This is a genomic window from Kitasatospora azatica KCTC 9699 (assembly GCF_000744785.1).
Classification (GTDB): Bacteria; Actinomycetota; Actinomycetes; order Streptomycetales; family Streptomycetaceae; genus Kitasatospora; species Kitasatospora azatica.
The window spans coordinates 1,088,442-1,113,527 of sequence record NZ_JQMO01000003.1; the positions used below are offsets into that span (position 1 = coordinate 1,088,442).

At 68.9% G+C, this 25,086-nt stretch carries 17 protein-coding genes, 3 rRNA genes and 1 pseudogene; 9 read left to right on the top strand and 12 right to left on the bottom strand.

Features of this window, described 5'->3' with window-relative positions:
• Positions 1–187: 187 nt before the first annotated feature.
• A complete protein-coding gene (locus BR98_RS15955; RefSeq protein WP_198042231.1) occupies positions 188–2,698 on the top strand; it encodes a DUF4332 domain-containing protein in 2,511 nt (836 codons plus the stop codon).
• Here BR98_RS15955 and BR98_RS15960 read toward each other — a convergent pair.
• The 4 genes from BR98_RS15960 to BR98_RS15975 all read right to left on the bottom strand — a co-directional run bounded on the left by BR98_RS15960 (position 2,695) and on the right by BR98_RS15975 (position 6,668).
• Positions 2,695–4,092, bottom strand: a complete 1,398-nt coding sequence (locus tag BR98_RS15960) for an AMP-binding protein (protein WP_035845367.1) — start codon at positions 4,090–4,092, stop codon at positions 2,695–2,697. The two genes, BR98_RS15955 and BR98_RS15960, sit on opposite strands and share 4 nt — an antisense overlap.
• A gap of 79 nt (positions 4,093–4,171) precedes the next feature.
• Complete coding sequence (locus tag BR98_RS15965) at positions 4,172–5,137, bottom strand: electron transfer flavoprotein subunit alpha/FixB family protein (RefSeq protein WP_035845368.1); 966 nt, start codon at positions 5,135–5,137, stop codon at positions 4,172–4,174.
• Positions 5,138–5,186: 49 nt separating this feature from the next.
• Positions 5,187–5,972, bottom strand: a complete 786-nt coding sequence (locus BR98_RS15970; protein WP_035844414.1) for an electron transfer flavoprotein subunit beta/FixA family protein — start codon at positions 5,970–5,972, stop codon at positions 5,187–5,189.
• A 267-nt stretch (positions 5,973–6,239) separates the two neighbouring features.
• Entirely contained in the window at positions 6,240–6,668 is a 429-nt protein-coding gene (locus BR98_RS15975) for a thioredoxin family protein (protein ID WP_035852492.1), read from the bottom strand.
• A gap of 229 nt (positions 6,669–6,897) precedes the next feature.
• On the opposite strand from BR98_RS15975, the gene BR98_RS15980 reads away from it, so the two are divergent.
• Positions 6,898–7,323 (top strand): DUF4395 domain-containing protein, encoded by a 426-nt coding sequence (locus BR98_RS15980; protein WP_035845370.1) that lies wholly within the window; start codon positions 6,898–6,900, stop codon positions 7,321–7,323.
• A 247-nt stretch (positions 7,324–7,570) separates the two neighbouring features.
• Positions 7,571–8,338 (top strand): lysophospholipid acyltransferase family protein, encoded by a 768-nt coding sequence (locus BR98_RS15985; RefSeq protein ID WP_035845371.1) that lies wholly within the window; start codon positions 7,571–7,573, stop codon positions 8,336–8,338.
• Positions 8,339–8,430: 92 nt separating this feature from the next.
• On the opposite strand, the gene BR98_RS15990 is transcribed toward BR98_RS15985, so the two are convergent.
• The 6 genes and pseudogenes from BR98_RS15990 to BR98_RS16015 all read right to left on the bottom strand — a co-directional run bounded on the left by BR98_RS15990 (position 8,431) and on the right by BR98_RS16015 (position 17,701).
• Positions 8,431–9,024 carry an HIT family protein gene (locus BR98_RS15990; RefSeq protein ID WP_232247432.1) on the bottom strand — a complete coding sequence of 198 codons (594 nt, stop codon included), beginning with the start codon at positions 9,022–9,024 and terminating at the stop codon, positions 8,431–8,433.
• 87 nt (positions 9,025–9,111) lie between these two features.
• Positions 9,112–9,228: ribosomal RNA gene (gene rrf / locus BR98_RS15995) — 5S ribosomal RNA — on the bottom strand.
• 86 nt (positions 9,229–9,314) lie between these two features.
• Positions 9,315–12,434 (bottom strand): 23S ribosomal RNA (locus tag BR98_RS16000).
• 292 nt (positions 12,435–12,726) lie between these two features.
• Positions 12,727–14,248: ribosomal RNA gene (locus BR98_RS16005) — 16S ribosomal RNA — on the bottom strand.
• The 16S, 23S and 5S rRNA genes sit together here, the layout of an rRNA operon.
• Positions 14,249–14,903: 655 nt before the next feature.
• Positions 14,904–16,184, bottom strand: a pseudogene (locus BR98_RS16010) (PP2C family protein-serine/threonine phosphatase); the annotation flags it as partial.
• Positions 16,185–16,348: 164 nt separating this feature from the next.
• Positions 16,349–17,701: an NAD(P)/FAD-dependent oxidoreductase gene (locus tag BR98_RS16015; protein ID WP_232247433.1), complete on the bottom strand. Its 1,353-nt coding sequence runs from the start codon at positions 17,699–17,701 to the stop codon at positions 16,349–16,351.
• Between the two features lie 294 nt (positions 17,702–17,995).
• Between BR98_RS16015 and BR98_RS16020 the strand changes: the two genes are divergently transcribed.
• The 3 genes from BR98_RS16020 to BR98_RS41330 all read left to right on the top strand — a co-directional run bounded on the left by BR98_RS16020 (position 17,996) and on the right by BR98_RS41330 (position 21,339).
• Positions 17,996–18,778, top strand: coding sequence for a TetR/AcrR family transcriptional regulator (locus BR98_RS16020; RefSeq protein WP_232247434.1), 783 nt, complete (start codon positions 17,996–17,998; stop codon positions 18,776–18,778).
• 351 nt (positions 18,779–19,129) lie between these two features.
• Positions 19,130–21,067, top strand: coding sequence for an RNA polymerase sigma factor (locus BR98_RS16030; protein ID WP_051969825.1), 1,938 nt, complete (start codon positions 19,130–19,132; stop codon positions 21,065–21,067).
• Positions 20,950–21,339 carry an NPCBM/NEW2 domain-containing protein gene (locus tag BR98_RS41330; RefSeq protein WP_232247876.1) on the top strand — a complete coding sequence of 130 codons (390 nt, stop codon included), beginning with the start codon at positions 20,950–20,952 and terminating at the stop codon, positions 21,337–21,339. Before BR98_RS16030 ends, BR98_RS41330 begins: the two co-directional genes overlap by 118 nt.
• A 57-nt stretch (positions 21,340–21,396) precedes the next feature.
• Here the strand turns inward: BR98_RS41330 and BR98_RS16035 are convergent, their stop codons facing one another.
• Positions 21,397–22,086, bottom strand: a complete 690-nt coding sequence (locus BR98_RS16035; RefSeq protein ID WP_035845373.1) for a DsbA family oxidoreductase — start codon at positions 22,084–22,086, stop codon at positions 21,397–21,399.
• A 136-nt stretch (positions 22,087–22,222) separates the two neighbouring features.
• On the opposite strand from BR98_RS16035, the gene BR98_RS16040 reads away from it, so the two are divergent.
• Genes BR98_RS16040 through BR98_RS16050 form a run of 3 tightly spaced genes read left to right on the top strand, consistent with a single transcriptional unit; the run spans position 22,223 to position 24,522 of the window.
• Positions 22,223–22,561: a WXG100 family type VII secretion target gene (locus BR98_RS16040; protein WP_063774918.1), complete on the top strand. Its 339-nt coding sequence runs from the start codon at positions 22,223–22,225 to the stop codon at positions 22,559–22,561.
• Positions 22,562–22,567: 6 nt separating this feature from the next.
• A complete protein-coding gene (locus tag BR98_RS16045; RefSeq protein ID WP_035845375.1) occupies positions 22,568–24,052 on the top strand; it encodes a WXG100-like domain-containing protein in 1,485 nt (494 codons plus the stop codon).
• Positions 24,049–24,522, top strand: a complete 474-nt coding sequence (locus BR98_RS16050) for a hypothetical protein (protein ID WP_051969828.1) — start codon at positions 24,049–24,051, stop codon at positions 24,520–24,522. Before BR98_RS16045 ends, BR98_RS16050 begins: the two co-directional genes overlap by 4 nt.
• Here the strand turns inward: BR98_RS16050 and BR98_RS16055 are convergent.
• The gene (locus BR98_RS16055) at positions 24,513–25,082 is read right to left on the bottom strand and encodes a hypothetical protein (protein WP_035845377.1); all 570 of its coding nucleotides are present in this window, start codon (positions 25,080–25,082) and stop codon (positions 24,513–24,515) included. The two genes, BR98_RS16050 and BR98_RS16055, sit on opposite strands and share 10 nt — an antisense overlap.
• Positions 25,083–25,086 lie beyond the last annotated feature (4 nt).

Genomic DNA, 25,086 nt, shown 5'->3' on the forward strand with positions numbered 1-25,086 from the left:
CTTCGTCAGTGGGCGATCAATCGCCTACTGACGAAGGGCGGCGCGGATGGCGCAACGGCTCGCACGACTGGGCGCGGCCGCACTGCTGACCGGGCTGGCCTTCGCGGTTCCGGGGCACGTCGCGCGCGCCGAGGAGCCACATCCGCATCCGTGGCCGTCGGCCTCGCCAGCGTCGGACCCAGACACGGTGTGTGCGACCGCCCAGGCGTACCTGGACGCTGGCGACCCGGATCGTGCGGAGGCGCTGTACAACTCAGTGCCGCCGGTGGGCCCGAAGTCCTGCGCCGTCCGTGGGCTGAACCTCGTCGACCAGCAGCGGGTGCTGGCCGCCAACGAGGTAGCCGAAGGGCGGAGGTCACTCCGCGCGGGCCACCTGGACACCGCCGAGGAGTCCTTCCACTCCGCGCTCTGTGCCGACGGCGCGAACAAGGACGCCATCGCCGGGCTTGCACAGATCGTCGCGCTGAGAGGGCACTCACTGCCGACGGCATCGTCGAATTGGGACTACTTCTACGGCGATTGGGTGCGGCCCGTCGGGAAGCTGCTGCTACCGATCGCCATCGGGATCGCGGTCCTGCTGGCTGCGGCGAGCCTCGCCTCGCACTGGCTGGTCCGGCCGGAGTCGGTGGCTTGGAGCAAGAGTCGACGCGGGCTGATGGGCGGGATCGGGATCCTCCTGCTGGCCCACTCCGCGGTCATGCTGCCCGTATACCCGATGTTCCAACCGTACGACCCGGGCAGCACACTACTGCTGACCGCGCTGCTCCTGGCCATCGCGCTGACTCTGACCGTCTGGGTACTGACGGTCCTGTCCGCCCGCGCCATCACGGCGGACAAAGGAAACTGGCGGGATGTCATGGCGGACTGGCGGGCGCTGCTGGTCTCCCTCCCGATTGTCCTCGGCCTGGGTCTCGCGCTGGGCCTCACCGCGTTGCACGGGTCGGACGACCACCAGATCCTGGTCGCCTACGGTGTCCTGACCGTCTTCGGCGTCTTGCTGACCGGTGCCGCCCTCGGCCAGCTGCGGCGGCTGCAGGTGGTGGTGCAGGACCACAGCGGGACGACCGAGGTAGCGTCAACAGACTATCTGCTGGCCCGAATGCAGAGCCTGGGCGAAGAGACACCCCTGCACCTGGTCGCGACCTCGGCGCTCACCCCGCTGTCCAAGCTGTCCAGCGGGGACCTGAGCACACTGCCGACCGGCCGCGTAGTCGGAGCACTCGCCCGGGTGTTCTTCGCCCTGCGCCCCGATCTCACGTGGCGAGCCACAGTCTCCGTCGTCGACTGCAACCGAGTGGCGGTCACCATCACCCGCAACGGACGGCACGCCAGCAGCGAGATCATCAGCCGACCGGAACTCGGGCTGCTCCCGATCCCGACCGCCGGTGTCGACGCTGAGGTCAAAGCCGCCCAGGAGCGCGCCAAGGCGCAGTTGATCACCGGTGCCGCCGCCTGCGTTCTCATGCGGCTCAGCGAGGTTCACCACGAGCTCAAGGAGAATCTGTACGGCGCCGACAACTGGCGCAGCATCACCCAGCAGGTCATCGCCACCAGCAAGTCGCTCATCGACCACGAGGAGCAGCAGGTGCCGCTCCTCGGTCAGGCGCTCAACGACGATCCCGGCTATCTGCTGGCCCGCTTCGAATACCTCTGGGCGATCTTCCGGCACACACCCGCCGAGGATCGCAACCACCGACAGTTCGCGTTGACGGTCGACCGGCATCTCAGGACTGCCCCCCATGACCTCAAGCTCCTGATGGGATGGCCGTTCCTGAACATCCGGATCCTTTACAGCAGTGCCACCCAATGGCTGAACGCCTACCTGCACAGCGGGCTCACCGACACCGAGGCGCTGAGAGAAGCGAGGACCTCTGTCGGCCAACTGCTGAGGAACTGCTACACCGACAGCAGCCGACCGCCGGAGCTCGGGATGCTCAAGGAGCGGATGCGCCCGTTCGCCGACAATCTGCAGTACTGCCTCATGGTCCTTGACGGGAACCTACCGCTGGCACCCGAGGCTGCTCATCCCCACGAGCTCGACCCGCTCTCGCCGCGCCTTGCCTTGCACCACGCCTGCCTCGACAGCTTCCTGCTCATCCACACCAACAATCGGGACTGGGAGAGCAAGGCCGTCGAGGATCTGCGGTACGCCTTGGCCACCCCTGTGGACCGCACGGATGCCTTGGCCGACCCGTGCCTGCAGCAACTCAAGGAGAACGCCGGCTTCCGGAACCTGGTCGGTCTTCCTCCGAGGAGCTTCCTCGACCTCGCCGTCCTCGCCAACTATCGGGCGAAGCTGCTCCACGAGAACATCACCACCTCCCGGCACCTGGAGCTCCGCACCGCCACCCCGGCCCTGTGCAAGGCCCTGGCCACTCAGCTGCAGATCACTCTGACCGAAGCCGAACGCCTCCGTGACCTCGCCGAACTCGCCCAATTCGATCAGGACCTCAAGCACCCCGGTGCGCTGCACCTCCTGCACGCCATCAACGTCGACTCCCGCGAGGACCTGAACGAGCTGGCGCAGCGCGATCCGAAGGAGCTGATCCGCAGCCTGCGGCGAGCAGCCACCGAGGCCAACCTCTCCGCTCTGCCCGCAGTGCGGACACCCTGGCGCTGGCTGTACAAGATCGGCGTGGACCCGGCCCGAGTGCGGGACGCCCAGGATGCCGACCGCCCCCCGAACTCCCTCGGCTAACCCTCCAACAGCCGCTTCTTCAGCACCTTCCCCATCGCGTTCCGCGGCAGCTCCGCCACCAGCACCACCCGCCGCGGGCGCTTGTGCACCGACAGCCGTTCGGCGACGAAGGCGGTCAGCTGGTCTCCCGTCACCGCCCCGTCCGCGACCACGAAGGCCACCACGGCCTGCCCGAGGTCGGCGTCCGGGGCGCCCACCACGGCGGCGTCCGCCACGGCCGGGTGGTCGCGCAGCGCCGCTTCCACCTCGCCTGCGCCGATCTTGAAGCCGCCGCTCTTGATCAGGTCGACGGAGGCGCGCCCGACGATGCGGTGGAAGCCGTCGGGGGCGATGGTGGCGACGTCGCCGGTGCGGAACCAGCCGTCGGAGGTGCGGACCTCGGCGTCGGCTTCGGCGCGGTTGAGGTAGCCGTCGAACAGGGTCGGTCCGCTGACCTGCAGTTCGCCGACGCTCTCGCCGTCCCAGGGCACGGGTGTGCCGTCCTCGCCGACCAGTCGGGTGGCGACGCCCGCCACCGGGAGGCCGACGCTGCCCGGGCGGCGCTCGCCGTCGGCGCGGGTGCTGACGGTGATCAGGGTCTCGGTCATGCCGTAGCGCTCGATCGGCTGGTGGCCGCTGAGGGCGGCGAGCTTCTCGAAGACCGGCACGGGGAGCGGGGCGCTGCCGGAGACCAGCAGTCGGGCGGCGGCCAGCGCGCGGGCCGACGGCTCGTCAGCAGCGACCCGGGACCAGACGGTCGGCACCCCGAAGTACAGGCTGCCGCCGGCTCGCGCGTACGCCTCGGGGGTGGGTCGGCCGGTGTGCACCAGGCGGCTGCCGGTCCGCAGCGCGCCCAGTACACCGAGCACCAGCCCGTGCACGTGGAACAGCGGCAGGCCGTGCACCAGGGTGTCCTCCGGTGTCCAGGCCCAGGCGGCGGCCAGCGCGTCCAGGTCGGCGGCCACGGCGCGGTGGGAGAGCACCGCACCCTTGGGCGGCCCGGTGGTGCCGGAGGTGTAGAGCACGAAGGCGGGCCGCTCGGATGCGGGCTCGGGCAGGCTGACGGCCTGCGTCTCGGTGAGGTCCACCGGCAGCGGCTCGACACCGTCGACCGGCTCGTCGGCGCCCGCCAGCAGCTCCGCGCCGGAGTCGCGCAGGATGTGCGCCCGCTCCACCGGACCGGCGTCCGGCGGCACCGGCACCACCGGCACGCCCGCCAGCAGGCCGCCGACCACGGCCACCACGGTCTCCGCCTCGGGTCGGGCCAGCACGGCGAGGGCCCGAGCCCCGGCCGCCCGCGCCGCGACCGCGCCCGCCGCGCCCAGCAGGTGCTCCCGGCTCAGCGGCCGGCCGTCGATCCGCAGGGCGTCGGGGGCGTCGCCGAAACCGCCCTGAAGTGCCGTCAACAAGTCCACGCTCGTACTCTAACTGCCACAGGGCGTGCTCCCCGGTGAGGGGGAGCACGCCCTGTGGCAGTTCAGCGAGGGTGCGAGGTCAGCCCTTGCGCGACTTGACCTCGGTGGTGAGCTGGGGGAGGACGTCGAAGAGGTCGCCGACGACGCCGTAGTCGACGAGGTCGAAGATCGGCGCCTCGTCGTCCTTGTTGATCGCGACGATGGTCTTGGAGGTCTGCATGCCGGCCCGGTGCTGGATCGCGCCGGAGATGCCCGCGGCGATGTACAGCTGCGGGGAGACCTGCTTGCCGGTCTGGCCGACCTGGTTGCTGTGCGGGTACCAGCCCGCGTCGACCGCGGCGCGCGAGGCACCCACCGCCGCGCCCAGCGCGTCGGCCAGCTCCTCGACCACCGAGAAGCCCTCCGCCGCACCCACACCACGACCGCCCGAGACCACGATCGCGGCCTCGGTCAGCTCCGGACGGCCGGTCGACACCCGCGGGGTGCGGGCGGTGACCGTTGCCGCGTTCCCGCCGAACACCACGCTCACGTTCTCCACCGCACCGGCCGCCGGGGCCGGCTCGGGGGCCGCCGCGTTGGGCTTGACGGTGATCACCGGCGCGCCCTTGGTCACCTTCGACCTGACCTGGAACGAGGCCGCGAACACCGACTGCGTGGCGACCGCGGTGCCGTCGGTGTCGGCCTCCAGGTCCACGGCGTCGGTGATCACGCCCGAGCCCAGGCGCAGCGCGGTGCGGGCGGCGACCTCCTTGCCCTCGCCGGAGGAGGTGACCAGCACCGCCACCGCGCCCGACGACCGGGCGATCTGGGTCAGCGCGTCGACCTTGGGCACGACGAGCAGGTCGGTGAACTCGGGCGCGTCGGCGACGTAGACCTTCGCGGCGCCGTACTCGCCGGCCTTGGCGGCGATCGCGGCCGCGTGGTCGCCGGCGCCCAGCACCACCGCGGCGGGGGTGCCCAGGCGGCGGGCCAGGGTGAGCAGTTCGAGCGCGGGCTTGCGCACCGCGCCGTCGGCGTGGTCGACCAGGACGAGGATCTCGCTCATGACGTTCGTTCTCCTAACAGCGGATCAGGGGCGGCGGATCAGGGGCGGCTTAGATGAACTTCTGCTCGGCGAGGAAGCCGGCCAGCTGCTTGCCGCCCTCGCCCTCGTCCTTGACGATCGTGCCCTTGGTCCGCGCGGGACGCTCGGTCACGGTCTCGACCGCCGTCCACGCGCCCGCCAGACCCACGCTCTCGGCGTCGATGCCCAGGTCGTCCAGGTCCCACTCGACGACCGGCTTCTTCTTCGCCGCCATGATCCCCTTGAACGAGGGGTAACGGGCCTCACCGGACTGGTCGGTCACCGACACCACCGCCGGCAGCGCCGCCTCGACCTGCTCGGTCGCCGTGTCCCCGTCCCGACGACCGCGCACGGTGCCGTCCTCGACCGACACCTCCGACAGCAGCGTGGCCTGCGGCAGGCCCAGCCGCTCGGCCAGCAGCGCCGGCAGCACGCCCATGGTGCCGTCGGTGGACGCCATCCCGCACACCACCAGGTCGAAACCGGTCTTCTCCAGCGCCTTGGCGATCACCGCGGAGGTCGCGATCACGTCCGAGCCGTGGATGTCGTCGTCATTGACGTGCACACCCTTGTCCGCACCCATCGACAGGGCCTTCTTCAACGCGTCACGCGCGTCGTCCCCACCAACGGTCAACACGGTCACCTCCGCGTCCCCGGAAGCCTCCGCGATCCGCAGCGCCTGCTCGACGCCGTACTCGTCGAGCTCCGACAGGAGGCCGTCCACGGCATCCCGATCGGTGGTGGTGTCGTCCGCGAAGCGACGGTCACCGGTCGCATCGGGCACGTACTTCACACAGACAACGATCCTCAAGCTCACGGCCTGTCTCCTGTACTGGTCTCGTCCGGCGGCTGCGGCGGTGCAACGGACGGGCGCGCACTCGGCGGCACCCGCTACGGACAGCGCATTCCTGCTGCCCCGACCGGCACTTCCGGCAGCATACTCGGCAGCATCCCGCTATGGTTACTCGTCAGTATCCAAATACCCGTCGCCCACATCTTGCCGCAATATCGGGGCGTCCTACCGCCTGATCATTGTGACGAAGCTCTCGGCTTCCGGGCCGGTCAACCCACCGGAAAGGGCCGGTCAGATGGCCTGGCCGAGCGCGGCGATCACATCCGCCTTTCGCGGCTGACCGCTGGCCCGCTTCACCACCCGGCCGGCGGTGTCCAGCACCAGAACGGTCGGGGTGCGCAGGATCTCCAGCCGGCGGACCAGGTCCAGGTGCTGCTCGGCATCGATCTCCAGGTGCGCGACGCCCTCGACCAGCTCGGCGACCTCGGAGAGCACCCGGCGAGTCGCCCGGCAGGGCTGGCAGAAGGCGGTGGAGAACTGCAGCAGGGTGGCCCGCTCCCCCAGCGTCACGCCCTCCCCCAACTCGGCTGCCGACACCCGCACGGCCTCGTCCCTCCCGCGCGCCACGGCAGCGCGCAACCTCCCGTCGCGGCGGGATCGGATCAGCCCGAAAGCGCTCGCCAGCGCGAGCACCGCGACGCACACCAGCAGTCCGGTCATGCGCTCCAGTGTGCGCCACCGTGCGCCGTCCATCGGCACTGGCTCCCGGGCTACTGCGACGCGTACCATCGCGGCGTGGACAACGCGGGTTCCGAGCTGACGCGCCGACGGGTGATCGACCTGTGCCGCGCGACCGCGACACGCTGTCGCTGAGGAACTCCCCCGGCTCGCCCTTCTGGCCCTTCTCGCTCTTCTGGCACGGCGTCACCGTGCTGTTCGGAGTCCACCCATGCAGATCGATCCCCGCGGACCGCGTTTCGCCGCCGCTCTCACCACCCTCGTGCTGGCCACCGTGCTGATCACCGGCAGCGGCGCGCTCCTCGCCGCGCAGACCGTGGTCTTCGCCGTCGGCGCCCTGGCCGGCCTCGGCCGCTCCCCCTACGGCTGGCTCTACCGGGTACTGGTGCGACCCCGGCTCGGGCCGCCCGCCGAGCTGGAGGACGCCCGACCGCCACGCTTCGCCCAGGGCGTCGGCCTGCTCTTCGGCCTGATCGGCACCGTCGGCTACCTCAGCGGCGCGGACTGGCTCGGCCTCACCGCGACCGGCTGCGCACTGGCCGCCGCCTTCCTGAACGCCGCTTTCGGCTACTGCCTCGGCTGCGAGCTGTACCTGGTGCTGCGCCGCGGCCAGGCCCGGCTCGGCACCACCCGTTGAGGCCCGCCGAGCCCCGTTCCTGAAGTTCCCTGAAGTTCCGCTAACGCGCTGATCAGGGGTGTGATGACAATCTCGCCCGGGTCAGGCACGCCCAGATGACAGAAGGCACCCCTTCGAGGGACGATGCTCCGCAGTATCACCCGTGTCAGCTGCGGCGTGCCGCGGCCCAGGGGCCCGGCCGCCACCCCCGCCGGCCCGGGTGCCATCGCACCGGGCCAGGGCCCGTTTGAAAGAAGTAGGGCTGACCGTGGCTGAGTTCGTGTACCCGCCGGTGATCCGCGCCGCGCTGACCGCTTTCAAGGCGCTGGACGTGAGGCTGAACATCGTGGGCGCCGAGCACGTGCCGGCCACTGGTGGTGCGGTCCTGGTGAGCAATCACATCAGCTACCTGGACTTCATCTTCGCCGGGATGGGCGCCTACAAGAACGCCAAGCGCAAGACCCGCTTCATGGCCAAGGACGAGGTCTTCAGGCACCGGATCTCCGGCCCGCTGATGCGCGGCATGAAGCACATCCCGGTCGACCGGACCGACGGCCAGCCCGCCTACGACGCGGCGGTCAAGGCACTGCAGGACGGCGAGGTGGTGGGCGTCTTCCCCGAGGCCACCATCAGCCGCTCGTTCACGCTGAAGAAGTTCAAGACCGGCGCCGCCCGGATGGCTGCCGATTCCGGAACCCCGCTGCTGCCGGTGATCCTCTGGGGCACCCAGCAACTGTGGACCAAGGGCCGGCCGAAGACCCTGACCAAGCGGCACGTGCCGGTGACGATCATGATCGGCGAACCCATTCACCTGGCGCCGACCGACAAGCCGGTGATGGTCACCCGGCGGCTGCGGGCGGCGATGAGCGAGATGCTGGACCGCGCCCAGCGCGAGTACCCCGCGAAGCCGGCCGGCCCCGAGGACTCCTGGTGGCTGCCCGCCCACCTGGGCGGCACCGCGCCGACCCTGGAGGTCGCGGAGGCCGAGGACGAGCAGGAGGCGGCAGCGAAGGCGGCCCGGCGGGCGGCGAACTGAGGTTCTGTGCTCTGATGGCGCGTCACCCCGCAGGTTCGGGGTGACGCGCCATCAGTCGTTTCAGCGATCGGCCGTTTCAGCTCTCTGCTGTTTCAACTCTCGGCCAGCGCCTTGGCGATCCGGCGGTTGGTCTCGTCCCAGGCCTCGGTCGACTGCTTGGGCAGCACGTCGTTCCAGAGCGGCAGGCAGGTGCCACGCAGCTGCATCATGCCCTCGGGCCGGGCGATCAGCCACCAGTGCAGGTGGGCACCACCGTCACCCCACCGGTTGACGTGCACCCGGGAGATCCCGCCGAGCGAGAGGATCGCCCGCTCGACCCGCTGGATCATCTCGCCCATCTCGACCAGGAGTTCTGCGGGCAGGTCGACCAGGTCGTAGTGTGCACGCGGCACCAGCATCACCATGGCCGGCAGCGCCTCCGGCTCCGAGAGACGGCGGACCGCCCAGTTCTCATTGGACCAGATGACGTCGGGGTCGTCGTCGCCGCGCTTGCAGGCGTAGCACTCGTCCGGACCATCCTCGCCGTTCCGCGCCGGCTCGGGCAGTACGGGCTGCTCCAGGACCTTGATCTCAATGTCGCCCTCGTAGGGGAAGACCTCCCAGAACGGGATGCCGTCGCTCGGCAGCGGGATCCGCTCGCCGATCGGAAGGCTGCGGACGTAGTCACTCGGCTGTATATCGGTCACCACCCGCAGTCTGGCACAAACGCGAAGAAGCCCCCACCGACTGCGTTTAATTAAACACAGTACGGTGGGGGCTTCTTCTGAATGATTGTTCGGCGGCGTCCTACTCTCCCACAGGGTCCCCCCTGCAGTACCATCGGCGCTGTAAGGCTTAGCTTCCGGGTTCGGAATGTAACCGGGCGTTTCCCTCACGCTATGACCACCGAAACACTATGAAACTGTCGCCGCACCATCCCCGTGACCAAACGGGATGGGGTCGTTGTTTCAGAACAACACAGTGGACGCGAGCAACTGAGGACAAGCCCTCGGCCTATTAGTACCGGTCAGCTCCACCCATTACTGGGCTTCCACATCCGGCCTATCAACCCAGTCGTCTACTGGGAGCCTTACCCTCTCAAGGAGGTGGGAGTGCTCATCTCGAAGCAGGCTTCCCGCTTAGATGCTTTCAGCGGTTATCCCTCCCGAACGTAGCCAACCAGCCATGCCCTTGGCAGGACAACTGGCACACCAGAGGTTCGTCCGTCCCGGTCCTCTCGTACTAGGGACAGCCCTTCTCAACACTCCTACGCGCACAGCGGATAGGGACCGAACTGTCTCACGACGTTCTAAACCCAGCTCGCGTACCGCTTTAATGGGCGAACAGCCCAACCCTTGGGACCTACTCCAGCCCCAGGATGCGACGAGCCGACATCGAGGTGCCAAACCATCCCGTCGATATGGACTCTTGGGGAAGATCAGCCTGTTATCCCCGGGGTACCTTTTATCCGTTGAGCGACGGCGCTTCCACAAGCCACCGCCGGATCACTAGTCCCTGCTTTCGCACCTGCTCGACCCGTCGGTCTCACAGTCAAGCTCCCTTGTGCACTTACACTCAACACCTGATTGCCAACCAGGCTGAGGGAACCTTTGGGCGCCTCCGTTACCCTTTAGGAGGCAACCGCCCCAGTTAAACTACCCACCAGACACTGTCCCTGATCCGGATCACGGACCCAGGTTAGACATCCAGCACGACCAGAGTGGTATTTCAACGACGACTCCACCAAGACTGGCGTCAAGGCTTCAAAGTCTCCCACCTATCCTACACAAGCCGAACCGAACACCAATATCAAGCTATAGTAAAGGTCCCGGGGTCTTTCCGTCCTGCTGCGCGAAACGAGCATCTTTACTCGTAATGCAATTTCACCGGGCCTATGGTTGAGACAGTCGAGAAGTCGTTACGCCATTCGTGCAGGTCGGAACTTACCCGACAAGGAATTTCGCTACCTTAGGATGGTTATAGTTACCACCGCCGTTTACTGGCGCTTAAGTTCTCAGCTTCGCCCGGACGAATCCAAGCTAACCGGTCCCCTTAACGTTCCAGCACCGGGCAGGCGTCAGTCCGTATACATCGCCTTACGGCTTCGCACGGACCTGTGTTTTTAGTAAACAGTCGCTTCTCGCTGGTCTCTGCGGCCGGCCCCAGCTCGGGCAGCAAGTGCCTCCACCAGTTCCGGCCCCCCTTCTCCCGAAGTTACGGGGGCATTTTGCCGAGTTCCTTAACCATAGTTCACCCGAACGCCTCGGTATTCTCTACCTGACCACCTGAGTCGGTTTGGGGTACGGGCCGCCATGAAACTCGCTAGAGGCTTTTCTCGACAGCATAGGATCATCCACTTCACCACAATCGGCTCGGCATCAGGTCTCAGCCTTAAAGAGTGGCGGATTTGCCTACCACTCGGCCTACACCCTTACCCCGGGACAACCACCGCCCGGGCTGGACTACCTTCCTGCGTCACCCCATCGCTCACCTACTACAGACTTGGACCACCGGCTCCACCACGTCCCTTTGTCCGAAGACTCCGGGCCGGCTTCACGGGCTTAGCATCACCTGGTTCAGCGTTGGCGCTTCAAAGCGGGTACGGGAATATCAACCCGTTGTCCATCGACTACGCCTGTCGGCCTCGCCTTAGGTCCCGACTTACCCTGGGCAGATCAGCTTGACCCAGGAACCCTTGGTCAATCGGCGCAAGAGTTTCCCACTCTTGTATCGCTACTCATGCCTGCATTCTCACTCGTATCCCGTCCACGACTCGATTCCTCGGCCGCTTCACCCGGAACACGACGCTCCCCTACCCATCCACAGCGTCGTTGGACGTATTCTGTGAATGACACGACTTCGGTGGTGTGCTTGAGCCCCGCTACATTGTCGGCGCGGAATCACTTGACCAGTGAGCTATTACGCACTCTTTCAAGGGTGGCTGCTTCTAAGCCAACCTCCTGGTTGTCTCTGCGACTCCACATCCTTTCCCACTTAGCACACGCTTAGGGACCTTAGTCGGTGTTCTGGGCTGTTTCCCTCTCGACCATGGAGCTTATCCCCCACAGTCTCACTGCCACGCTCTCACTTACCGGCATTCGGAGTTTGGCTAAGGTCAGTAACCCGGTGAGGCCCATCGCCTATCCAGTGCTCTACCTCCGGCAAGAAACACGTGACGCTGCACCTAAATGCATTTCGGGGAGAACCAGCTATCACGGAGTTTGATTGGCCTTTCACCCCTAACCACAGGTCATCCCCCAGGTTTTCAACCCTGGTGGGTTCGGTCCTCCACACGGTCTTACCCGCGCTTCAACCTGCCCATGGCTAGATCACTCCGCTTCGGGTCTTGGGCATGCAACTCAAACGCCCTATTCGGACTCGCTTTCGCTACGGCTACCCCACACGGGTTAACCTCGCTACACACCGCAAACTCGCAGGCTCATTCTTCAAAAGGCACGCAGTCACGGCCCACCAGCAAGCTGGCGAACGACGCTCCCACGGCTTGTAGGCACACGGTTTCAGGTACTATTTCACTCCGCTCCCGCGGTACTTTTCACCATTCCCTCACGGTACTATCCGCTATCGGTCACCAGGGAATATTTAGGCTTAGCGGGTGGTCCCGCCAGATTCACACGGAATTTCTCGGGCTCCGTGCTACTTGGGAGAAGCTCAAGTGAGCCGCTAATGTTTCGTCTACGGGGGTCTTACCCTCTACGCCGGACCTTTCGCATGTCCTTCGACTACACCAACGGTTTCTGACTCACCCAGCCGCCGGCAGACGACTGAAGAACTTTCCCACGACCCCGTATCGGCAACCCCTGCCGGGTCTCACACCAATACGGTTTAGCCTCATCCGGTTTCGCTCGCCACTACTCCCGGAATCACGGTTGTTTTCTCTTCCTGCGGGTACTGAGATGTTTCACTTCCCCGCGTTCCCTCCACGCACCCTATGTGTTCAGGTGCGGGTGACAGCCCATGACGACTGCCGGGTTTCCCCATTCGGACACCCCCGGATCAAAGCTCGGTTGACAGCTCCCCGGGGCCTATCGCGGCCTCCCACGTCCTTCATCGGTTCCTGGTGCCAAGGCATCCACCGTGCGCCCTTAAAAACTTGGCCACAGATGCTCGCGTCCACTGTGCAGTTCTCAAACAACGACCAGACACCCACCTACACCACCCGAAAACGAGTACTGTCCGTGGGACCGGCATCCTCGAGGTTCAGACCATGACGGCCGTTCCCTCAGGACCCAACAACGTGCCCGACACACCAGACTCACAGAACGCTTTCCACGCACCGAAGTGCAGTACTGACAGAAGACCATCAGCCCAGTGTGCCGAATAGTCAACGTTCCACCCATGAGCAACCACTGCGAAGACATTCGCTCCGCAGCTGGCTATGTGCTCCTTAGAAAGGAGGTGATCCAGCCGCACCTTCCGGTACGGCTACCTTGTTACGACTTCGTCCCAATCGCTGGTCCCACCTTCGACGGCTCCCTCCCAAGGGTTAGGCCACCGGCTTCGGGTGTTACCGACTTTCGTGACGTGACGGGCGGTGTGTACAAGGCCCGGGAACGTATTCACCGCAGCATGCTGATCTGCGATTACTAGCAACTCCAACTTCATGGGGTCGAGTTGCAGACCCCAATCCGAACTGAGGCCGGCTTTTTGGGATTCGCTCCGCCTCGCGGCATCGCAGCCCTTTGTACCGACCATTGTAGCACGTGTGCAGCCCAAGACATAAGGGGCATGATGATTTGACGTCGTCCCCACCTTCCTCCGAGTTGACCCCGGCAGTCTCCTGTGAGTCCCCACCACCCCGAAAGGCGTGCTGGCAACACAGAACAAGGGTTGCGCTCGTTGCGGGACTTAACCCAACATCTCACGACACGAGCTGACGACAACCATGCACCACCTGTATACCGACCACAAGGGGGCGACTATCTCTAGCCGTTTCCGATATATGTCAAGCCTTGGTAAGGTTCTTCGCGTTGCGTCGAATTAAGCCACATGCTCCGCTGCTTGTGCGGGCCCCCGTCAATTCCTTTGAGTTTTAGCCTTGCGGCCGTACTCCCCAGGCGGGGAACTTAATGCGTTAGCTGCGGCACCGACGACGTGGAATGTCGCCAACACCTAGTTCCCAACGTTTACGGCGTGGACTACCAGGGTATCTAATCCTGTTCGCTCCCCACGCTTTCGCTCCTCAGCGTCAGTAATGGCCCAGAGATCCGCCTTCGCCACCGGTGTTCCTCCTGATATCTGCGCATTTCACCGCTACACCAGGAATTCCGATCTCCCCTACCACACTCTAGCCTGCCCGTATCGAATGCAGACCCGGGGTTAAGCCCCGGGCTTTCACATCCGACGCGACAGGCCGCCTACGAGCTCTTTACGCCCAATAATTCCGGACAACGCTCGCACCCTACGTATTACCGCGGCTGCTGGCACGTAGTTAGCCGGTGCTTCTTCTGCAGGTACCGTCACTTGCGCTTCTTCCCTGCTGAAAGAGGTTTACAACCCGAAGGCCGTCATCCCTCACGCGGCGTCGCTGCATCAGGCTTTCGCCCATTGTGCAATATTCCCCACTGCTGCCTCCCGTAGGAGTCTGGGCCGTGTCTCAGTCCCAGTGTGGCCGGTCGCCCTCTCAGGCCGGCTACCCGTCGTCGCCTTGGTAGGCCATTACCCCACCAACAAGCTGATAGGCCGCGGGCTCATCCTGCACCGCCGGAGCTTTACACCCAGAACCATGCGGTCCCAGGTCATATCCGGTATTAGACCCCGTTTCCAGGGCTTGTCCCAGAGTGCAGGGCAGATTGCCCACGTGTTACTCACCCGTTCGCCACTGATCCACCCCGAAGGGCTTCACCGTTCGACTTGCATGTGTTAAGCACGCCGCCAGCGTTCGTCCTGAGCCAGGATCAAACTCTCCGTGAATGTCTACCGGTAATCCGGCAACCACCCGCGCAGAGCGGCACGACAATCGGCGGAATAGGCCGACCCCGTGCACTGCGTCCTCGCTAGTGTTTTACTTCAAAAGGAATCTCCAACCCCGATCAAGCGATCGAGGCCGGGGATGTCAACATATCTGGCGTTGACTTTTGGCACGCTGTTGAGTTCTCAAGGAACGGGGACTTCCTTCGAATTCGCTCTCGCGTTTTCTCCGGGCCCTTCGTTCTTACTTCGTAGAGCTTATCAGATCCGCCTCTCGGCGTTTCCCGACTCGCTCTCGGTGTTTCCAACCTTACCAGGTCTTCCGCACCGCTTCGGCCTCAAGAGGCCTTCGCCGTACCGGACCTGACGGCCCGTCCGACGTGTTGAACTTTAGCTCAGCTCCGCTCCGAAAAGCGAATCCGGGCCCACTCAGCGAATTACCGGCACAGCAAAACAAGCCCGCCCCGACGGTGCGCAGAAAAGGCCGCACGCCGATGACCGACGATCTTGCTGAGAGTGGTGTTTCAGGAGAGTGGCTGCACCCGGGACCGTCCGCACAGAGCGTGCGTCCGGTGCTCCCTGACGGGCAGCTCGAAGAACACTAGACCTCTCCGAGGTCAGAGTCAACCTCGGGATCGGACGGCGGCTCCTCGTCCCCCGGCAGCTGGAAGGCCAGCACCGCCACGTCGTCGTCGTGCTCGGCGGTCACGCCCATCGCGCGCAGCAGCCGGGCGCAGACCACCGCGGGGGAGCCGACGGCGCCGGACAGCGTGTGGGCGAGCCGGCCGAGGCCGTGGTCGATGTCCTGGTCCCGGCGTTCGACCAGGCCGTCGGTGTAGAGGACGCCGGTGGTGCCGGGGAGCAGGCGCAGGGTGTGCGAGCTGTGGGTGCCGCCACCGGTGCCCAGCGGGGGGCCGTTCTGCTGTTCGCCCTGGAGGACGGTGCCGTCGGGGCTGCGCAGCATCAGCGGGAGGTGCCCGGCCGAGGCGTAGGTGAGGGTGCCGGCGGCAGGGTCGTAGACGACGTAGACGCAGGTGGCGATCTGGTTGGCGTCGATCTCCATGGCGATGCCGTCGAGCAGGCTCATCACCTGGTGCGGCGGCAGGTCGAGGCGGGCGTAGGCGCGGACGGCGGTGCGCAGCTGGCCCATCACGGCGGCGGCGCGCAGGCCGCGGCCCATCACGTCGCCGATCACCAGCGCGGTGCGGCCGCCGCGCAGGCTGATCACGTCGTACCAGTCACCGCCGACCGCGGCGTCGGCGCCGCCGGGCTGGTAGGTGGCGGCGACCCGCAGGTCGGCGGGCTGTTCGAGCTTCTGCGGCAGCAGGCTGCGCTGCAGGGTGACGGCGGCCTCGCGCTGGCGGCGTTCGGCCTCGCGCAGTCGGGCGGCGGCGTGCACCTGGTCGGTGACCTCGGCGGCGAAGACGAGGACGCCGACGGCGGGGGGCGACTGGCCGTCGCGGGCTCCGGTGCGTTCGGTGGAGTGCAGCGGGACGCAGGAGACGTTGAAGGAGCGGCTGGGGCCGCCGATGGCGCGGTCGGCGATGCTGCGGGCCTTGACCCCGCGGCCGCGGCCGCTGCGCAGCACCTGGTCGAGCAGCGGGAGCAGGCCGAGCTCGGCGAGCTCGGGCAGGGCCTCGTCGGCGGGCAGCCCGACGGCGCGGCTGCCGAAGAGCTCGCGGTAGGCGTCGTTGGCGTAGCCGAGGCGGTGCCGGGTGCCGTAGGTGATGACCACGGGTGCGGGCAGGCGGCCGAGCACGTCGCGCAGGTCGTAGAGCTCGTGCAGGTCGAGCAGCTGCTCGACCTCGGGCAGGCCGGTGAGCGACAGGGAGCCCTGCGGGTCGCGCTGCCCGGGCAGGGCGGGGACAGGGTCGTCCTGGGGCGGAGCGACGCGCCAGGGGGCCCCGGTGAGCCGCGCACTCCAGCGCATGAGGTTCAACCGACTGTCGCTTTCCTTGGGGGCACCACCCGGCCGGAGGCTGGGGGATCTCGTGGGTCCGTCACGTTTCGTACAGGTGTCCATACGCGACGTAACGGGCTGTCACGCAGATCCTGTCAGGTGAAGGCATGGTTCCGGAAGTCGTACGTGTGTTGGTCGTGTTGTCAGCCGTCCGCATCGCTCGCCGCGGACTCGAACTCGGCGCGCGGGTGCTCGACCGTGCCGAGCGAGACCACCTCGCGGGCGAAGAGCCCGGCCAGCAGCCAGTCCGCGAGTATCCGCACCCGGCGGTCGGGGCTGGGCAGCCGGCGCAGCGTACGGGCCCGGTGCAGCAGCCAGGCGCGGCGGCCGGTGAGGCTGCGCCGGCGGGTGTGGGCGACGGCGCGGCGCAGGCCGAGCGAGGTGGAGGCGTACGTCTGTTCGGGCCGGTAAGCGGTGACCGGGCGGCCCGCCCGGACGGCGACCAGGTTGGCGGCGAGCACCTCGGCCTGGGCCAGCGCGTGCTGGGCGTTCGGCGGGCAGGCGGCGGCGTCGGGACCGGGCACGGCGGCGCAGTCGCCGGCCGCCCAGGCGCCGGGCAGCGCGGCGCCGTCCGGCCCGAGCACCTGCAGGGTGTCCAGGCAGCCGACCCGGCCGTCGGGTTCGAGCGGCAGGTCGGTGGCGGCGAGCAGCGGGGCGGGGCGGACGCCGGCCGTCCAGACCAGGGTGCGGGCGGCGAACCGGCTCCCGTCCGAGAGCGCGATCCGCTGCTCCTGGGCGGAGTCCAGGGTGGTGGCGAGCCGGACGTCGACGTTGCGGTCGCGCAGCTGGGCCAGGGTGTGCGCGGCGAGCTGCGGGTCGGCCTCGGCCAGGATCCGGTCGGTGGCCTCGACCAGCACCCAACGCAGGTCTTCCGGCTGGATGTTGGGATAGCCGCGGAGCGCGTGGCGGGCCATGTCCTCCAGCTCGGCGAGCGCACCGACGCCGCCGTAGCCGGCCCCGACGAAGACGAACGTGAGTGCGGCGTGCCGCAGTTCGGGGTCGCGGGTGGAGGAGGCCAGGTCCAGCTGGGTGAGCACGTGGTTGCGCAGGCTGACCGCCTCTCCGACGGTCTCGAATCCGAGGCCGTGCTCGGCCAGTCCGGGGACCGGGAGCGTGCGGGATACCGAACCCACCGTCAGAATCAGCTCATCGTACGGGAGTTCGACCTCCGTGCCGGACTGCGGCGCCAGCCAGGCCAGTCGGCGGGCGTGGTCGATCCGGGCGATCCGCGCGGTCAGCACCCGGCAGTCGGGCAGCGCCCGGCGCAGCGGGACCACCACATGCCTGGGATCGATCGATCCGGCGGCCACCTCGGCGAGCAGCGGACGGTACGTCAGGTAGGGTGCGGCCTCAACCACGGTGATCTCTGCCCGGCCGGCCCGCAGCTCCTCGTGCAGGGCTCGCTGGAGCCGCTGGGCCGTGGTGAGCCCAGCGCAGCCGCCGCCCACGATCAGGATCCGGATGGTGCCACCCCCTGTCGATGTGACCTGGTTCACGCACCAATGACGCCTTGCCGAGGGCGGTGTTGTCCACAGTCCGTACCGGATTCGCCCGGACAAGGTCGTGCATGAGCCTCGGGGAAGTCGTCACCCCGGGTGGTGAATCCATTACGGCCTGATTTACCGTAGGCCGACCAGCCCGACTGTCCCACGCTGAAACGGGGAAGGGTAGTCCGCGGATGATCCTCGCTCGGATGCGACGGAGGCCGTGCGGATCCGGCGCGGGCGACGGGCGGCTGCGACGACTACGCACAGGAGCCCCGGACGGGCTCCTCCGGGGGAGGGTTGGGAATGATGGAACAGGATCACCTGCTGGGCGACGCGACGATGCCGCAGGTCGACGGGGGTACGAGCACCGTGCCTGAGCAGCGGGTGCCGGAGGGCACGACCGTGGACCAACCCCCTGCCGTCGAGCGCCGTCCGAGCGGCCCCCGACTACGGGTGGACGCGCGCCGCAACCTGGAGAGCGTGCTGCGCGCGGCCCGCGAGGTCTTCGGCGAACTCGGCTACGACGCGCCGATGGAGGAGGTGGCCCGGCGCGCCGGAGTGGGTGTCGGCACGGTGTACCGGCGCTTCCCCAGCAAGGAGGTGCTGGTCCAGCGGATCGCCGCCGAGGAGGTGGCCTGGCTGACCGCCCGGGCGCGCGAGGCGCTGTACGGCCCGGCCGGGCCGTGGGAGGCGCTGGCCGGCTACCTGGCCACGGCGGTCGGCACCGGCGCCGGGCGGCTGCTGCCGCCGGAGGCCTTCGGCTATGCCGAGGAACTGGCCCGGGTGCCGGAGCAGCGGCTCTCCCCGGACGGGTACGGCGGTTACGGCGGCTACGGCCTCGGCGACGGCCTGGCGGATCCGGGCGGCCAGCAGGCCGACCCGCGACTGCTGCTGCAGCTGCTGGCGGCGCTGGTGGCGCGGGCGGCGGCGGCCGGTCAACTGCGGCCCGGGGTCACGGTCTCGGAGATCGTGCTGGTGCTGACGGCGGCCGTACCGCCGTCGATCGGCCGCGCGGTGGGGCCGCAGGGCTCGGACCCGGGCGAGCGGCTGCTGCGGATCCTGCTGGACGGGCTGCGGGCGGGCTGAGCACCGGCTGAGCACGGGCTGACCGCCGGCGGCGGGTCGGCGGCGGGTCGGCCGGGCGGCAGCTGGGCGCGCGGCGCGTCAACCTGGCGTCAACTCGCTGCGCCGGAGCAGGGGAACCGGACCTCGGGCGCTTCCCCGGAAGAGTGGGTCGGGCGGGGTGCGGCTTCCGGAGCACCCGCCGCTATGCCATTCTTTGGCCGTGGTTGGAGCCAATGTCCCGGTGCGCACCCTTCGGGGTGCCGAAGCCGCCGTCGCGCGCCCCGGCGCATCGCTGCACGTCAGCGGAGCACCCGTGCGCCAAGCGTGCGCTGTGGGTGCGCCCTGCGGGCGCGGATCGGGCGGGGCGCGGCGATGAGTGCCGAGGAGCAGAACGAGCGGAGCGTCGAGCCCGGGGCCGAGGCCGCGACCGGCCAGGTGCCGGGTCAGGCCGGTGCGCCGGTCCGCGAGTCGCTGACTCCGCCGAGAACCCAGGCCGCGACCGGCAGCCCCCGGGTCCCCGGGCAGGCCGTGGCCGGTCAGGGCGGGGTGACCCCGGAGGCCTTCGTCACCGCAGCCGCCCCGATCGAAGCGGAGGACTCGGTTCCGTTCGGCCGGGTGCCGCCGCCCGCCGACCCGGTGGACGGCGACCGCCCGCCCTCCGACGCCGAGTTGACCGCCCTGGTCCGGGCCGGCGACGACACCGCGTACGAGGAGATCTACCGCCGGCACGCCGAGGCCGTCCGCCGCTACGCCCGCTCCTGCTGCCGTGACAGCTTCACCGCCGAGGACCTGGCCGGCGAGGTCTTCGCCCGCACCCTGCAGGCCCTGAAGGCCGGCAAGGGCCCCGAGTTCGCCGTCCGCGCCTACCTGCTGACGGCCGTGCGCAACGTCGCCGCCGCCTGGACCCGCAGTGAGCGGCGCGAGCAACTGATCGACGACTTCGGCGCCTTCGCGCAGACCGCGGCCGCCGCGGCGGTGGGGTACGACCTCGCCGACCCCGGCGCGGACGCCTGGGCGATGGCCCAGGCAGACCAGCGCATGGTGATGCAGGCCTTCATCGAACTGCCCGAGGACGACCGGGTGCTGCTCTGGCACACCGAGGTCGAGCAGGAGTCGCCGAAGACCGTCGCGGTCATGCTCGGCAAGACCGCCAACGCGACCGCCGTCCAGGCACACCGCGCCCGCTCCCGGCTGGCCGCCGCCTTCCTGCAGGCACACGTCTCGGGCAGCCAGGACCAGGGCTGCGAGGAGTACGCCAGCCGGCTCGGCCAGTACGCCCGCGGGGCGCTGCGCAAGCGGGCCTCCACCGAGGTGGGCGACCACGTGCGCGACTGTGCGCGGTGCACGGCCGCGCTGCTGGAGCTGGTGGACATCAACCACGCGCTGCGCCTGCTGCTGCCCGGTGGGGTGCTGCTCTGGGTGGGCGCGGGGACGTTCTCGGCCTTCGCCGCGGCTGCGGTGGCGGGTGGCGCGGTTGCCGGCGGGGCGGCGGCTGGTGGGGCCGCTGCTGCGGCTTCCGGGGCTTCCGGAGCCGGTGGGACTGCGGGTGCTGCCGCCGGCGCAGCCGGTGGCGGTGCTGCCGGTAGCGCAGCCGGTGGTGCCGCCGGCGCCGCGTCGGGTGGTGCCGCTTCAGGTGGCGGGTCGGCCGCGAGCGCCATTGCCGGGCAGGGGATCGGGGCGGCCGGCAAGGCCGCGATCGCCGCCGCCGTGGCCGTGGCCACCGTCGCCGCCGTCGCCTACGCGCTGAGCAGCTCGCCCGCCGCCGCGCCCCCGCCGCCGCGCCGCCCCCGAGCAGCGCACCCGCGAGCCCCCCGCCGCCACCGGCGGCGGTCGCACCCGCGCCCGTACCGACCCCGACCCCGACCCCGACCCCGACCCCGACCCCGGAGGCGTCCACGCCTCCCCCGCCGTCGCCGCCCCCCGCGCCGACCCCGTCGCCCACGCCGGCCAAGCCGAGGCCCACACCTTCGCCGACGCCCTCCGCCTCGCCCACCCCGACGCCGCCGGCACCGCCGTCCCCGGCAGCGCTGCCGCCGACGCTCTCGCCGGTGCCGAGCTTCGCGCCGCCACCGGTGCCCACACCGGTGGTCCCGACGGTGCTGCCCCCCGTGCCAGCGCCGCCGCCCCCGCCACCCACCAGCTTCTGGGTGGACGAGCTGCCGTTCAGCAAGGAGTCACACCGGGGCCGGTCGATCTCGCCGAGCATCGACCGCCACCACAGCGACTGGCTACTGCTGCAGCGTGACGGCCTGTCGATGGCCGGCGCCTCCTACAAGCGGGGCGTCAGCGTGCACGCGCCGTCGACCGTGACGATCGACCTCAACCGCCCCTGCTCGGCCTACGACGGCCTGGCGGGGGTGGACGACCTGACGCTCGCCCCCGGTGCCGTCCGCTTCTCGGTGCTCGGCGACGACGACCGCTCGCTGTGGCGCTCCCCCGCGCTGCACGCGGGCGACGCCCCGGTGCCGGTGCACGTCCCGCTGGCCGGCCAGCACTCGATCCAGCTGGTGGTCACACCGGTGGACGGGTACTGGTCGACCGGGATCCTGGCGGACTGGGCGAACGCGCAGTTCAGCTGCTGAGCGTTCAACTGCTGGGCGTTCAACTGCTGAGCGTTCAGCCGGCGGGCTGAGGCCGGATCAGACGGCGCAGGCCCCGTCGGCGCAGGCCTCGCCGTCGGTGGTCTCCGCCTTGGCGGCCGCGCCGGTCTCGGCGGCGACCTGCTGCAGGACCTTCAGGAAGGTCTCCGTCTCCTGGCCGCCCTGGACCGCCCACTGGCCCTCGAAGACGAAGGTCGGCACCGCGCTGATGCCGATCGCGCGGGCCTCGGCGAGCTGCGCCCGCACCTGGGCCACGCCCTCCTCGCCGGCCAGGTACGCCGTCACCCGGTCCCGGTCCAGCCCGGCCGTGACGGCCACCTCGGTGAGCGCGGCGCGGTCGCCCACGTCCACGCCGTCCGTGAAGTGCGCCTTGAGCAGCGCCTCCTTGAGCGCCCCCTGCACCTTCGCCCCGTACTCGGTCTCGGCCAGGTGCAGCAGCCGGTGGCCGAGGAAGGTGTTGGCGTGCAGCGCGCTGTCGAAGTCGTACTCGATGCCCTCCGCCTTGCCCAGCTGCGTGACCCGGTCGTCCATCGCCCGCGACTGCGGCCCGTACCGCTCAGCCAGCCACTCCCGGTGCGGGCTCGCCGTCTCCGGCGCGTCCGGCACCAGCTGGTACGGGCGGTAGACCACCTCGACCTCGCCGTCGAACTTCTCCAGCGCCTGGTCGAACCGGCGCTTGCCGATGTAGCACCAGGGGCAGGCGATGTCGGAGTAGATCTCGACCTTCATGGGGGCTGGCTCCAGTGTCGCTCGGGGGTGAACGTGAAAGTTCAACCAAAATGTCCGGCCCCGCATTCCCGGACCACCGACAGGAGCTGCCGATAGCATCTCGAGCGTCAGCGTGTTCGAGCAGGCGGGGGCCCACATGGCAGACACCGGTGGACAGTTCACCATTCATCCGGGAGACGTGCAGGCCGTCGCGCCGACCTTCTCGCAGCAGAGCGCCAGTCTGCAGACCGCTCTGGAGTCCCTCAAGCAGAGCCTGACCGGCCTCGGCGCGCCCTGGGGCGACGACAAGCAGGGCAAGGAGTTCGGCGACGCGTACTCCCCGCCGCACGACTCGGTGATCGCATCGATCGGCGTCCTCGTCCAAGGCCTGGAGAGCATCCACGACGGCCTGGCCGCCCACGCGGACAACCACACCCGGGCCGACCAGTACAGCGCCCAGCAGTTGCCGAAGCAGTCCGCCCGGCTGGCGGAGTGACGCGCGATGGGTGAATCCGAGGCGGCGAAGCTGGTCCGCGAGGTGACCGGCATGTGGTGGCCGGCCGCCGACTCCGACAAGCTCCGCCAGGCCGCCGACGCCTGGAAGGCCATGGGCAAGGCGCTGGACGACGTCACCGGCCCCACCAACCAGGCCGCGCAGAGCGTCACCGGCACCAGCTCCGGCCCTGCCATCGACGCGTTCGCGAAGTTCTGGGGTCAGTACTACAGCAGTGGCAAGGGCTGGCTGCCCGACACCGCCAACGCCTGCCGCCAGATCGCGAAGGCGCTGGACGACTTCGCCGACGCGGTCGACAAAGCGGTGGACAAGCTCGAAGAGGAAGCCGCCATCGTCGGCGCGACGCTGGTCGCCGGCACGGCCCTGGCCTTCTTCACCGCCGGCCTCTCCGAGGCGGCCGCCGGGGCCGCGACTGCGGGAATCATCGCCGCTGCCGACGGCCTCGGCATCGCGGTCTCCGAAACCGTCGCCACCATCGCCGCGACCACGCTGACCGGCGCGGCCTTCGGCGCGGTCGAATCCGTCGCGGTCGATGTCGCCGTCGCCCAACCGGTGCGGATGTCCTTCGGCGACGGCGGCTTCAGTGGCACCGAGATCCTGGACGCGGCCGAGACCGGCGGCTTCGCGGGCGGCGCCACGGGCGGCCTCGGCTCCGGTGCCCGTGCCCTGAGCCAGGCCGCCGACGGCAGCACCTCCGCGCTGCTCAACGGCCTCGGCCGGATGTCCACCGGCCTGGACAGCCTGCCCGGGCGGATGGCCACCGGCGCGGCGCTGGGGGCCGGTCAGGACGCCCTGTTCAACGGCGGAGACGTAAACCTGCTGGACGTGGCGACGGGGGCGGTCGGCGGCGCGGCGGGACCCCGGGGCGGCAGACGCCCCGAGGTGGACGGACTCGGCGACGGCTACCTCCCCAAGACATCGGGCTCCGACTACATCGAGGGCGCCCAGTCGCCCGAGGCGGAACAGGCCTACCAGCGGATTCGCCAGACGACCGGCGACACCGCCCGGATCGCGGGGAATACGAAGATCAGCCAGGACGTGCTCGACCGAATCAAGGACCACATCTTCAATACGGTCCACCAAGACGTCCCGGTCCCGCCGACCGGGGAACTCCGCACCGGCCGGTTCGCACCCATCGACAATATCGCGGACCTGTGGACAAAGGCGGAAGCCGGAACGCTCGACGCCGACGAGTCGGTCAGGTTCAAGAAGTGGGCCATGCACGAAGGTGTCGAGAGTATCCTCATGGCCAACGGAATGCCCTACCGCGCCGGCGTGTGGGAGGACGGGGTCAATTTCCCCGCGCCGGACTCGTGGGGGGCCCACGATGTGGCACCCCACGAGTACCACCCCACCGACCCCTTCGTGGCTTGGCCGAATCGCGGACTCGACAAGCCCGGCTTTCCCATCGCCGATAACCTGTCAAATCTGGACGAGGTTGCTGCCATCGTCCTCGGAAGGAAAACGCAGTGAGCACTTCGCCCGAATCCGTCGCAGCGCGACTCCTCAAGGTCGACTGGACCCCGAGTGGCGCTTACACCCGGCAGCGAATCTCACTGATGCGCGAATTCCTGCGGCGGAGCGCCCTCTGGTCGGAGCAGCTCGGGTCCGACGAGTGGCCGTTCTTCGACATCGCCTACCTGGTGGACCCGACGGTGCGGGCCGCGCCCGAAATCGTGGCTGCGGTGGCCGGCGGCAGCGCGCAGCAGAATGTGACGGTCAGTCGGAGCTGCGAATGGGCACTGCATTTCGCGGCCCTGCGGGAATCCGGAAAGGCGCCGTTGCAGCTGCCCGATCCGTTCGAGCCGCTGCTGACCCTGTTCGAGCACGGCGGCGGGTTCAACCTCGATGGCACGGGGATGATCGATATCGACTTCAACGCCAGCATGGCCCGGGGAAGCCGTGCGCAGTGGCTGGCCGCCGGGCCCGGGGCCTATTCGTAGATCTTCGCCGCGGAGAGCTGCAGCGCGACCGACCGCCAGGTGACCGGTTCGAGCTCGGCGTGCAGCGGGGAATCGGCGGCGACCCAGGAGGCCCAGCCGGCCAGCCAGCCGTGCAGGGTGCGGTGGGCCCAGCTGCCGCCGTCGCCGACCCACTCGCCGCGCTCGGCCTTCGCCCGCATCTCGCGCCGGTCGCGGGCGAAGTCGACGGCGAGCGCGGCCGCGTAGGCGCGCAGGTCGGCCGCGCCGGCCACGTCCTCGGAGTCGAGCTGCGGGTCGGCGACAGCGAGGTTGGTCTCGCCCGGGGCGGTGCGCAGGACGTCCAGTTGGCAGGCCAGTCCTCGCCATCCCGGACCGGCGTCCGCGGCCTGGCCCCTCAGCAGGAGGACCCAGGCCCAGAGGAAGCCGTCCACCGTGCGGTTGGTCCAGCGCGTCGCCACCGGAAAGCCGGGGTCCCGCTCCTGGCACACCTGCTCGCAGTCGTACGCGAGGAGCCGCAGGTAGCAGGCGAAGTCCTGACGGGAGCTCACCTGCCAGGCCTCGAGGCTTAGCGGTATCGGCATGCCG